Below are 12,009 nucleotides of genomic sequence, written 5' to 3' on the forward strand. Positions count from 1 at the left end.
CGCTTCACCGCCCGGAGTTGTGTGGACGGCCGCCATGGAAGGCGGGCACGGGCCGCGGGAAGGGTGGTCATGGCCGGAAGACCGGGAACCGGACGGCACACCGGACCGGCACGCCGGACGGACCCGCCCGGCGTACCCGCCCGGCGGAACGGGCCGGCGGAACGGGCCGGCCGATCGGACCCGGGGGAGCGAGAGGAACGCGATGGACAAGGTCCTGCACTCGGCCGCGGACGCGGTGGCGGACATCCCCGACGGAGCACTGCTGGCCGTCGGCGGCTTCGGGCTGTGCGGCATCCCGTCGACGCTGATCGGCGCGCTGGCCGCGGCGGGCACCGGAGGCCTGCGGGTGGTCTCCAACAACTGCGGCGTGGACGACTGGGGGCTGGGCCTGCTGCTGCGGGCCGGCCGGATCGTACGGATGACCTCGTCGTACGTCGGCGAGAACAAGGAGTTCGCCCGCCAGTACCTCTCCGGGGAGCTGGAGGTGGAGCTCACCCCGCAGGGCACCCTCGCCGAGCGGCTCCGGGCCGGCGGCGCCGGCATCCCCGCCTTCTTCACCCCCGCCGGTGTGGGCACCCAGGTCGAGGAGGGCGGCCTGCCGTGGCGGTACGCGCCCGACGGCAGCGTGGCGGTGGCCTCGCCGCCGAAGGAGGTGCGGGAGTTCGGCGGCCGCCGCTACCTGCTGGAGGAGGCGATCACCGCCGACTTCGCCCTGGTCCGGGCCGAGGTCGCCGACCGGCACGGCAACTGCTCCTTCCACGCCGCGGCCCGCAACTTCAACCCGCTGTGCGCCACCGCCGGCCGGATCACGCTGGTGGAGGCGGACCGCATCGTGGAGCCGGGCGAACTGCCGCCGGACGCCGTGCACCTGCCGGGGGTGTACGTGGACCGGGTGGTCCCGGCCGACCCGTCCGACAAGCGCATCGAGCGCCGCACCGTGCGCCCCGCCGCCCTCCAGGAGGTCTGACCGTGCCCGCGAACGCCGCCGCACCCGCCGCAAACGCCGCCCCTGCCGTCCCTGCCGCCGCGGACGCGTCCGCCCCCGCCGCCGGGTCCGCCGCCGGGGCCGCCGCGCCGCTCGACCGCGACGCGCTGGCGGCCCGCGCCGCCCGGGAGCTGCGCGACGGACAGTACGTGAACCTCGGCATCGGCCTGCCGACCCTGATCCCCAACCACCTGCCGCCGGGCGTGCAGGTGGTGCTGCACTCGGAGAACGGCATCCTGGGCGTCGGCCCGTACCCGCAGGAGGGCGAGGAGCACCCGGACCTGGTGAACGCGGGCAAGGAGACCGTGACCACCGCGCCCGGCGCCGCCTACTTCGACTCGGCGCTCTCCTTCGGCATGATCCGGTCCGGCCGGATCGACGTCTCGGTGCTGGGCGCGATGCAGGTCTCCGCCCGCGGCGACCTCGCGAACTGGATGATCCCGGGCAGGAGCGTCAAGGGGATGGGCGGCGCGATGGACCTCGTCCACGGCGCACGACGGCTGATCGTGGTGATGGAGCACACCGCCCGCGACGGCTCCCCCAAGATCGTGGAGGAGCTGGACCTGCCGGCCACCGGCCGGGGCGTGGTCGACCGCATCGTCACGGACCTGGCCGTCATCGACGTCACCCCGGAGGGTCTGCGGCTGGTCGAGACCGCACCGGGGGTGACGGAGGATCAGGTGCGGGCGGCCACCGGCGCGCGCCTCCTGGAGCGCGCTCCCTGCTGACGCCCTCCGCCCACCGACCGCAACCGGACGTCCCCACGGGGGCGTCCGGTCGTGTGTTCTCCGGGTTCCCGACGGGGGCCGCCTCCGGGGGCGGAACGGGGAGGCGTCAGGGTTCCCCGGGGGTGCGCCGGGGGCGCGCTCCGGGGCGTCCGCGGCTCCCCGGGGGCGGAAGGTTTCGCGAATATCACGGGCACGGGCGCATACGCCCCGCCCTTCGTTAAATCTTCACCATGGCAGGGCCGTCCTCGCCCCAACCGGTTGCGATCAAGCCTCGGCCGCCGCAACAGTGGGCGGCGAAGAGAGACGGCATCGCGGAGAACGACACAGTTCGACCGAAAGGCTCTGGGGGGAAGCGGAGTCGTCCGTCCCGGCACCGCGCGCCGGGCGGGGGGATGGTCCCGGGCCGCCGAGGCGGCCCGGGGGGGTCACGGGCCCGTGGGGGCATCGGTCCGTGGCCGCGTCCGGGCATGTCCGCATGCCCGCGAGTCCTGCTGTTCCGGCAACCCCTGGGCACCGTGACGACGGGCGCCGTGCGCCCGTGGGGGGAGAAGCCGACATGACGCAGGTCTCCGCCGGACCGCACCGCGCCGCGCGCGGCGCGCCGTCCGACGGCCCGCAGGACCGCACCGCCGCGCCCGCACCGCCGCGCCGGTCCGGGGGCCCCGGGACCGTGCCGGCCCAGCGGACCGGCCCGGAGTGCGCCTTACCACCGGGCGCACCGCCCGGCGCACCGCACACCGACCCGCACACCGCAGCGCACACCGCACCGCCGGACACAGCGCACACCGCACCGCACGCCGAGCAGCCGGACGCAGCGCGCACCGCACCGTCGGACGCACCCCCCGGCCCGCCGGGCGCACCGCCCGAGGCGGACGCCGGCGCACCGCCCGGGTACGACTACGCCCGCCACAGCAGGCTGGCCGGCCCCCTGACCCGGCCGGGCCCGCGCCGCCCGTACCGGGTCGAGTACCGCAGCCTGCTCCGCCGCGAGCGGCACCGCGTCCGGGCCGCCCTGCTCCTGGTCGGCGCACCCGTGCTGGAGGCGGTGCTGCTGGTCTGGCTGCTGCTGCCCAGCCACTGGCCGCACCGCCCCGGCGAGACGCACACCTGGCTGCTCGTCTGCGACAAGGCCATGATCACCATCGTCGCGGTGATCGAGGTCTTCCGCGTCGTCAACGTGGTCTCCAACACCCACGCCACCCTGGTGGCCAGCGACCCCGTCCCGGTCGTGCCCGAGACGGGCACCCGGGTCGCCTTCCTCACCACCTGCGTGCCCGGCAAGGAGCCCCTGGAGATGGTCCGGGCGACCCTCTCCGCGGCGCTGCGGATCCGCCACGACGGCCCGTACGACGTGTGGCTGCTGGACGAGGGCGACGACCCCCGGATGCGGGAGCTCTGCGCCGGGCTCGGCGTCCGGCACTTCTCCCGCAAGGGCGTGGAGCGGTGGAACACCGACCGCGGCGGCTTCCGCGCGCGGACCAAGCACGGCAACTACAACAGCTGGCTGGAGGCCCACGGCGACGGCTACGACTTCCTCGTCTCCGTGGACACCGACCACGTGCCGGTGCCCGGCTTCTGCGAGCGGATGCTCGGCTACTTCCGCGACCCCGACGTCGCGTTCGTGGTCGGCCCCCAGGTCTACGGCAACTACGACTCCGCCGTCACCAAGGCCTCGGAGAGCCAGCAGTTCCTCTTCCACGCGCTGGTCCAGCGGGCCGGCAACCGCTACGGGGCGCCGATGTTCGTCGGCACCAACAACGCGGTGCGGATCAGGGCCCTGCAGCAGATCGGCGGCCTGTACGACTCCATCACCGAGGACATGGCGACCGGCCTGGAGCTCCACCGCCGGCGGAACCCCGCGACGGGGGCCCGCTGGAAGTCGGTCTACACGCCCGACGTGCTCGCCGTCGGCGAGGGCCCCTCCTCCTGGACGGACTTCTTCAGCCAGCAGCTGCGCTGGAGCCGCGGCACCTACGAGACCCTGCTGACGCAGTTCTGGCGGGCGGCCTGGCGGCTCCCGCCCGGGAGGCTGCTCAACTACACCCTGATGGTCTGCTTCTACCCGACGGCCGGGCTCACCTGGCTGCTGGGCGGCGTCTCCAGCGTGCTCTACCTGGGGTTCGGCGCCTCGGGCGTCCACGTCTCCCCGCAGATCTGGATGATGCTCTACAGCGACGCCGCCGCCCTGCAGGTGCTGCTGTACACCTGGAACCGGCGGCACAACGTGAGCCCGCACGAGCCGGAGGGGTCGTCGGGGATCGCGGGCATGATGATGTCCGCGCTCTGCGGCCCGATCTACGCCGCCGCCCTGCTCCAGGCCCTGCTGCGGCGCCGGAGCAGCTTCGTCGTGACGCCCAAGGGCGACTCGGCGAGCCCGGACCGGCTGCGGACCTTCCGCATCCACCTCTTCTGGGTGCTGGTCTTCGGCGGCTCGCTGGCCGCCTCCTTCGTGACCGGCCACACCCACGCGGCGATGCGCACCTGGGCGTGCATCGCGCTCTTCTTCAGCCTGCTGCCCCTGCTGATATGGGGCTTCGAGCGGACCCGCCCGCGGTTCCGCCGCACGGGGGGTGACCGGACATGAGGTTCCGCACGTGGCCGCGGACGACCGGCAGGACGCGCCGGTTCGCCATGGGCAGCACGGTCCTCCTGGCCGTGGCGGGGATGAACGCGCCCGCGGTCCTCGGCTTCGCCGGCGACCGGTACCACCGGTACGAGATCTCCAGGCCCGCCTACAAGGCGCAGTACGGCTTCTGGCAGACCGTCCGCATCCCGGAGCACTTCCGGGTCAACGCCATCCACGCGACGCTGCTGCGCACGGGCAAGGTGCTGATCGTCGCCGGCTCGGGGAACAGCCGGCAGAACTTCGACGCGGGCACCTTCCGGTCGCTGCTCTGGGACCCGGTGCGGAACACCTACAAGCTGGTGCCCACCCCCGCGGACATGTTCTGCGGCGGCCACACCTCGCTGCCCGACGGGCGCGTCCTGGTCGCCGGCGGCACCCTGCGCTACGAGGCGCTGAAGAGCGCGGTGACGAGGGCCGCGGGCACCATGCGGATCCGCAACGAGGACCCCGACCACGGGCACGTCCTGCCCAGGGGCACCGTCTTCACCGCCCCCGACGGCCGCGCGTACCGCTCCACCGCCAGGGCCGTCGTGCCCCCGGCCGTGAAGACCACCGTCCGGGCCGCCGACCGGTCCGGCCGGCGCCGCCCGCAGGTCAGGGTCACCGCCAGCGAGCAGCACGTCTTCGTCGAGGCCGTGGCCGAGGGCGGCCGGTACGTCACCGCCACCCCGGCCCAGTACGCCATCAGGGGCCTGACCGGCGCCGACGCCCGCAACCTCTACGGCATGGGCGACCGGATGACGCTGGACAAGCAGGACTTCCAGGGCATCCGCTCCGCCTACGAGTTCGACCCCGTCACCGAGCAGTACGAGCCGGTGCCGGACATGCGGTTCGCCCGCTGGTACCCCACGCTGACCGGCCTGCCCGACGGCCGGGTCGTCACCGTCTCCGGCCTGGACGACACCGGGCGGATCCTCACGGGCGACGACAACGAGGTCTACGACCCGCGGACGAGGACCTGGGCCAAGGCCCCGGACCACTACTTCCCCACCTACCCGTCGCTCTTCCTCACCGCGAAGGGGCAGCTCTTCTACTCCGGATCCAACTCCGGCTACGGCCCGGCCACCGAGGGCCGCGACCCGGGCATCTGGGACCTGCAGCGGAACACCTTCACCGCCGTGCCCGGGCTGCGCGACCCGGAGCTGACGGAGACCTCGTCCTCCGTGCTGCTGCCGCCGGCCCAGGAGCAGCGGGTGATGGTGCTCGGCGGCGGCGGCGTAGGGGAGTCGCCGAGGTCCACCGCCCGTACCGACATCGTCGACCTGTCCGCGCCGGACCCGCACTTCACGCCCGGGCCGGACCTGCCCGCCGGGGGGACCCGCTACCTCAACAGCGTGATCCTGCCGGACGACACCGTGTTCACCACCGGCGGCTCCGCCGACTACCGCGGCAAGCACCGCAGCGACATCCTCAGGGCGCAGGTCTACCACCCCGGCAGCAACGCCTTCACGCCCGCCGCCGACCCGTCGGTGGGGCGCGACTACCACTCCGAGGCGCTGCTGCTGCCGGACGGGCGGGTCGTCACCATGGGATCCGACCCGCTCTTCGCGGACAAGGACGACACCGAACCGGCCACCTTCGAGCAGCGGGTGGAGGTCTTCACCCCGGCGTACCTGTTCCACGGCGACCGGCCCCGGCTGACGGGCGGCCCCGCCGTGCTGCGGCGCGGCTCGGCCGCCGCGTTCACCACGCCGGCGCCCGCGGACATCGCCACCGCCCGGCTGATGCGGCCCAGTTCGGTCACCCACGTCACCGACGTGGAGCAGCGCTCGGTCGCCCTGGGGGTCACCCGCTCCGGCGGCGCGGTGCGGCTCTCCGTGCCGGGGAACGCGGCGCTGGTGCCGCCCGGCTGGTACATGCTCTTCGTGACGGACCGGCGGGGCACGCCGTCGGTGGCCCGCTGGGTGAGGGTCGTCTGAGGAGGCGCGGGACGGGCAGCCGGGCCGGGGGCCGCCCCGGCCCGGCGGTCCGGCGGCCCGTCCACGGGCGGCAGCCTGTCCACGGGTGGCGGCCCGTCCACGGGTGGCGGCCGGGGATCGGCCGGGTGGATCCGCGCGGGAGGTCCCGGACAGGTCGGGGCCGGACAGGTCACCGCCGGGCGTTGCGCACCAGGTCCAGGGCGTACTCGGTCCAGAACCGGCCCGGTGCGGGCGCGCCGGGCCGGCACTGGCCGTCGGACTCGCCCGGGTTCTTGATCCACAGGTACGCGTCGACGCCCTCGAGGCCCGTGCGGGTGGTCGGCGCGTCACCGAGGGCCCGCCCGGGCGGGTTGCACCACTCGGTGCCGCCCAGCGGGCCGTTGCCGTTGCGGCTGGTGTCGATGACGAAGCGGGCGCCGCCGAGGCCCCGGGAGACCCGGCGGCCGTAGGCGGCGCTGTCGGCGGTGGTGTAGAAGTTGGCGACGTTGACGGCGAAGCCGTCGGCGTCGCGGACGCCGGACCGGCGCAGCGCATCCGCCATCCGGTCGGGCTCCTTCACCCAGCCGGCGTTGCCCGCGTCCAGGTAGACCCGCACCCGGGGGCGGCGCCCGAGCTCCCGTACGGCGTCCGCCAGCAGCCCGTAGCGCTCATCGGCGAGGGCGCCCCGCACGCAGCCGTCCAGGGTGTGCGCCACCGCGTCGGGCTCCAGCACCACCCAGGCGGGACGGTCGCCGATGCCCGCGGCGACGTCGGCGATCCAGGCGCGGTAGGCGGCGGCGTCGGCGGCGCCGCCCGCCGAGTACTGCCCGCAGTCGCGGTGCGGGATGTCGTAGGCGACCAGGAGCGCGGTGCGGCCGGCCGCGGCCGCGAGCCGGGTCAGCCGCTCGGCCTTCGCCGCCGCGTCCGGTCCGCCCAGCCAAAGCGCGGCGGGCCGGTCGGCGATCCGGTCCAGCTCCCGGGCCTCGTCCGTCCGGCCCTCCCGGCGCAGGGCCTCGGCCTGCAGCGCGGCCGAGCCGTCCGCGGAGACGTAGAACTGCTGCCCGGCGGGCTGGGGCCTGTCCTGCGGGCCTCGCGGGGCCGCCGCCGAGGCCGACGGCGGCAGCTCGCCGCGGGCGTCACCGGCGCGTGTGCAGCCCGCGGCCACTGCCAGTGCCAGTGCGGCTGCGGCCGCTGCCCTCCACACGCGGCGCACCCCGCCTCCCCTCCCCGACAGGCGCCTGTGCTCCCAGCTTCGCACAGGGGCCCGGCCGGGGCGGGGGTTTCCACGACGGACCGTCAGGCACCGGCCGGGCCCCTGTCCGACCGACGGCGCGACGGACCTGTCAGACCGTCAGGTCATCAGGCCCGACGGGCCTGATGGGGCCGACGGGCCGACGGCCGTGCAGGCAGGCGGCCCGTCCGCACGGCCGGACGCGGACCGGGTCAGCTGCCGGCGAGGTCCGGGATGCGCCAGTCCAGGGGCTCGTACCCGAGGTCGGCGAGCGCCTTGTCGATCTGCGAGAACGGCCGGCTGCCGAGGAAGAGCCGCGCCGACAGCGGCGAGGGGTGCGCGCCCTGCACCACCGCGTGCCGCGAGGTGTCGATCAGCGGCAGCTTCTTCTTGGCGTGGTTGCCCCAGAGGACGAAGACGCAGGGCTCCTCGCGGTCGTTGACCGCCCGGATCACCGCGTCCGTGAACGTCTCCCAGCCCTTGCCCTTGTGCGAGTTGGCCTCGTGGGCGCGGACGGTCAGCACCGTGTTGAGCAGCAGCACGCCCTGCTCGGCCCAGTGCATCAGGTAGCCGTTGTCCGGGGTCTCCACGCCCAGGTCGGACTTGAGCTCCTTGAAGATGTTGCGCAGCGACGGCGGCACCTTCGTCCCCGGCCGCACCGAGAAGCACATGCCGTGCGCCTGGCCGTCGTCGTGGTACGGGTCCTGCCCGAGGAGCAGCACCCGCACCTTCTCGTACGGGGTGGCCGCCAGGGCGGAGAACACCTCGCCCTGCGGCGGGAAGACCTGGTGCGCGGCCCGCTCGCCGGCGACGAACTCCGCCAGCCGGTGGAAGTACGGCTGCTCGGTCTGGCCGGCCAGCACGGGGCGCCACGACTCCGGCAGCGCGAACTCCTCCCGCGACGCCTCCACGACCGAACCGGCATCCTGCTCCGACACGCTCACGACCTCCCACGGCCACGTTCCCCACGACGGTCCGGGGGCCGTCGCGGCCCGCGCGGACCACCCCCGTCACACAGCACCGTATACGCCCCCACCGACAGGCCGACCCGCCGCAGGTGGAGCCCGGTGGCGCGAAGACGGGTGCGGGGCGCCCGGGCGGGTACGGTCGACCCAGACGCTCCCGGGATCCCGGGCGCACCCGGACCCGGACGCCGCCGGGGCCCGGGTGCCCCCGCCTCCCGCCGCCCGGGTGCCCGGGCGGCGGGACCGCCGGGCGTCCGGACGCCCCGGTGCCCGGGCGCCCGCAAGTCCCGGCACCCAGAAGCCCCGAGACCGGAGGAGGCCGCCGCCGTGAACGGCACCGACCACCATTCCGCCCCGCTCCCCCGCACCCTCCTCTCCCGCCTGCCGCACCCCGTGGTGCAGGCCCCCATGGCGGGGGGCGGCTCCACCCCGGCACTGGCCGCGGCCGTCTCGGGAGCCGGCGGGCTGGGCTTCCTCGCGGCCGGCTACCAGTCCCCGCAGACCCTGCGGGAGGAGATCGCGCTGACCCGGACGCTCACCGGCGCCCCCTTCGGCGTCAACGTCTTCACCCCCACGCGCCCCGACCCGCACGCCGCGCAGGAGGCCGCCCGCTACCGCGAGGAGCTGGCGGGCGAGGCGGACCGCTACGGCGCCGCGCTGCCGGACGTCCCCGCCTGGGACGACGACGGCTACGAGGAGAAGCTGGACGTCCTGGCCGAGACGGCGGTGCCGCTCGTCTCCTTCACCTTCGGCTGCCCCGACCCCGACGTGGTGGCCCGCCTGCAGTCCGCGGGCACCGAGATCGCGGTCACCGTCACCTCCCCCGAGGAGGCCGTGGCCGCCCTGCGGGCCGGCGCCGACATCCTCGTGGTGCAGGGCCCGGAGGCCGGCGGGCACCGGGGCTCCTTCGAGCCGCTGGGCATCGCCGACACCGGCCCCGGCCTGCTGGAGCTGCTGCCCGCGGTCCGCAAGGCGGTGGAGGAGGACGGCGCCCGGATGCCGCTGCTGGCGGCGGGCGGCGTGATGGACGGCGCCGGCATGGCGGCGGTCATGGCCGCGGGGGCGTCCGCGGCCCAGCTGGGCACGGCGTTCCTGGCCACGCCGGAGAGCGGCGCCCACCCGCTGCACAAGGCCGCGCTGACCGACCCCCGCTGGACGGAGCACGGCGCCTTCGGCTCGTCCACCACCGTCACCACGGCCTTCTCCGGCCGGGCCGCCCGCGCCCTGGTCAACCGGTTCGTGGCCGAGCACCGGGCGGCCGCCCCCACCGCCTGCTATCCCCTGGTGCACCACCTGACGGCGCCGCTGCGCCGGGCCGCGGCCGAGCAGGGGGACCCCGACGGCATGGCCCTGTGGGCGGGCACCGGGCACCGCGGGGCCCGGCCCCTGCCCGCGGCCCGGCTGGTGGAGCTGCTGGTCACCGAACTGGCCACCGTCAACGACACCCCGCCCGAGCACCGCGCCGCGCACTGAGGGGACGGCGCAGCGGCGCGGCGGGGCCGAGAGCGGGGCGCCGGGGCCGCGCGGACCGTCGTGCCGCTGCACCGGTTCGGCCGTCCGCGCATCCGCCGGGGGTCCGCGACGGCATCCGCGAGGCGTCCCCCGGGCCCGCCTGCTCGATCGTCCGCCGGCGCCGCCCGCGAACCGTGCGGGGTGAGGAGCCCTACGTACCGGCCGGGTACCGGGCGGGCAGGGTGGCGACGACGTCCAGACCGCCCTCCGGGCGGGGCCGGGCGTCGGCGTCCCCGTCGTGCGACCGGGCGACCGCCCGGACGATGGACAGGCCGAGTCCGCTGCCCCGGGCGGAGCCCACCCGGTCGACGAGCCGGCGGAACGGCTCGAAGAGCACCGGGATCTCGTGAGCGGCGATGACGGAGCCCGTGTTGGAGACCGTGATCCGTGAACCGGCGGCGCTGGTCCCGGTCCGCACTTCCACCCAGCCGTCGGGCCTGTTGTACTTGACGGCGTTCTCCACCAGGTTGCGTACCAGCTGCTCCAGCAGCACCGGGTCCCCGGCGACCGGCGCCGCACACAGTTCGGCACCGACGCGGAGCCCTTGCGCCTGTGCCAGGTGCCCGGTGTTCCGCAGGACCGTACGCGCGACGTCCGCCAGGTCGACCGGCACCCGGTCGCCGGTCGCGCTCTCGGCGCGGGCCAGCGTCAGCAGGGCGTCGATGAGCCGCTCATGGCGATGGTTGACCTCGAGCAGGTTCTCCCCCAGCCGCACCAACGCCGGCGGTGCGTCACGGCGCCCCATCGCGACCTCGACCAGAGTCCTCCCCACCGCGAGCGGCGTCTTGAGTTCGTGGGCCGCGTTGGCGATGAAGCGGTCCTGGCTGGCGAAGGCCTGGTCCAGCCGGTCGAGCATGCTGTCGAAGGAGTCGGCGAGCCGCTTCACCTCACCGGGGGGCTCGTCGAGGTCGATCCGGCGGTGGAGGGTGCGGCCGGCGATGCGTTCGGCGGTGGCGGTGATGCGTCCGAGCGGACGCAGCAGCCTTCCGGCGACGAGCCAGCCGAGGGTGGCGGAGACGACGCCGACCGCGAGGACGGTGAGACCGCCCTTGACGGCGAGGTTGTGATCCATCGACGCGAGGATGATCTGCCGGCTCGCCGGATCGATGAAGAGCGACATCTGGCCCTTTCGGATCTGCACGCCACCGTCCGTCGACCAGGTCGAGAACTCCGCGGGGATCACCTCGAGCGAGTACTCCATGCTGTGGTGCACCAGGATCACCGCACCCGCCAGCACCGCCGTACCCGCGACGAAGAACATCAGGCCGAAGAAGACCGTGAGTTGCAGGCGCAGATTGCCGCCCAGGAACCGGCGCATCACGGGATCCGGTATCCGATGCCGGTGAGGGTCTCGATCACGGCGGGCTCGCCGAGTTTGCGCCGCAGCGAGCGGATCGTCACCCGCACGACGGTGGTGAACGGGTCGATGTTCTCGTCCCACGCCCGTTCCAGCAGCATCTCCGCCGACACCGGCGCCCCCTGCGCGCGCAGGAGTTCCTCCAGCACGGCGAACTCCTTCCGGGACAGCGGCAGGTATCTGCCGTCCAGGTACGCCTGCCGCAGCGTCGGGTCGAGCCTGATGCCCGAGCGCTCCAGGACAGGTGGTGCCGCCGGTCGTGAGCGGCGCCCCAGGGCCCGTACCCGGGCGACGAGCTCGGCGAAGGCGAACGGCTTGGTGAGGTAGTCGTCGGCGCCGAGACCGAGTCCCGCGACCCGGTCGGCCACGGTGACCGAGACCGTGAGCATGAGCACCCGGACGTCCCCGCCGGAGGCGGCCACCTGCCGGCAGACCTCGTCGCCGTGCACGCCCGGCAGGTCGCGGTCCAGCACCACGACGTCGTAGGCGTTCACCGCGAGCCGCTCCAGGGCCGCCGCGCCGTCATGGACGACGTCGACGGCGAACGCCTCCTGGCGCAGTCCCTCGGCGATCGCGCCGGCCAGCATCTCTTCGTCCTCGACGACCAGTACGCGCATGCGATTCCGCTCTGTGTTCGAAAGCCTTGCCCCTCAGTATGCGAAACCGATGTGAAGCAGGTGTGAGCGTGATCGCTCACCGCGGGTTCA

General features: G+C 74.8%; 9 protein-coding genes. 5 read left to right on the plus strand and 4 right to left on the minus strand.

Going from position 1 to position 12,009, the window contains the following annotated elements:
• Window positions 1-202 precede the first annotated feature (202 nt).
• From LO771_RS26405 to LO771_RS26420, 4 genes are all read left to right on the plus strand, one after another.
• Window positions 203-967, plus strand: coding sequence for a CoA transferase subunit A (locus tag LO771_RS26405; RefSeq protein WP_230747150.1), 765 nt, complete (start codon window positions 203-205; stop codon window positions 965-967).
• 125 nt (window positions 968-1,092) lie between these two features.
• Window positions 1,093-1,713: a 3-oxoacid CoA-transferase subunit B gene (locus tag LO771_RS26410; RefSeq protein WP_230747223.1), complete on the plus strand. Its 621-nt coding sequence runs from the start codon at window positions 1,093-1,095 to the stop codon at window positions 1,711-1,713.
• A 556-nt stretch (window positions 1,714-2,269) separates the two neighbouring features.
• Window positions 2,270-4,297 (plus strand): glycosyltransferase family 2 protein, encoded by a 2,028-nt coding sequence (locus tag LO771_RS26415; RefSeq protein WP_230747151.1) that lies wholly within the window; start codon window positions 2,270-2,272, stop codon window positions 4,295-4,297.
• Window positions 4,294-6,258 carry a galactose oxidase-like domain-containing protein gene (locus LO771_RS26420; RefSeq protein ID WP_374228253.1) on the plus strand — a complete coding sequence of 655 codons (1,965 nt, stop codon included), beginning with the start codon at window positions 4,294-4,296 and terminating at the stop codon, window positions 6,256-6,258. Before LO771_RS26415 ends, LO771_RS26420 begins: the two co-directional genes overlap by 4 nt.
• A 169-nt stretch (window positions 6,259-6,427) precedes the next feature.
• On the opposite strand, the gene LO771_RS26425 is transcribed toward LO771_RS26420, so the two are convergent.
• The gene (locus tag LO771_RS26425) at window positions 6,428-7,441 is read right to left on the minus strand and encodes a glycoside hydrolase family 6 protein (RefSeq protein WP_230747154.1); all 1,014 of its coding nucleotides are present in this window, start codon (window positions 7,439-7,441) and stop codon (window positions 6,428-6,430) included.
• A 239-nt stretch (window positions 7,442-7,680) separates the two neighbouring features.
• Window positions 7,681-8,352: a uracil-DNA glycosylase gene (gene ung, locus LO771_RS26430; protein WP_230747234.1), complete on the minus strand. Its 672-nt coding sequence runs from the start codon at window positions 8,350-8,352 to the stop codon at window positions 7,681-7,683.
• Window positions 8,353-8,760: 408 nt separating this feature from the next.
• Here ung and LO771_RS26435 point away from each other — a divergent pair, with 408 nt between their 5' ends.
• Complete coding sequence (locus tag LO771_RS26435; RefSeq protein ID WP_308189009.1) at window positions 8,761-9,906, plus strand: nitronate monooxygenase; 1,146 nt, start codon at window positions 8,761-8,763, stop codon at window positions 9,904-9,906.
• A 190-nt stretch (window positions 9,907-10,096) separates the two neighbouring features.
• Here LO771_RS26435 and LO771_RS26440 read toward each other — a convergent pair whose 3' ends face one another.
• Together LO771_RS26440 and LO771_RS26445 are read right to left on the minus strand one after the other, a co-directional pair.
• Window positions 10,097-11,263 carry a HAMP domain-containing sensor histidine kinase gene (locus LO771_RS26440; RefSeq protein WP_230747237.1) on the minus strand — a complete coding sequence of 389 codons (1,167 nt, stop codon included), beginning with the start codon at window positions 11,261-11,263 and terminating at the stop codon, window positions 10,097-10,099.
• A complete protein-coding gene (locus LO771_RS26445; protein ID WP_230747155.1) occupies window positions 11,263-11,919 on the minus strand; it encodes a response regulator transcription factor in 657 nt (218 codons plus the stop codon). Before LO771_RS26445 ends, LO771_RS26440 begins: the two co-directional genes overlap by 1 nt.
• Between the last annotated feature and the right edge of the window lie 90 nt (window positions 11,920-12,009).

Origin of the sequence: Streptacidiphilus sp. ASG 303 (genome assembly GCF_020991365.1) — a bacterium.
Taxonomy (GTDB): domain Bacteria; phylum Actinomycetota; class Actinomycetes; order Streptomycetales; family Streptomycetaceae; genus Peterkaempfera.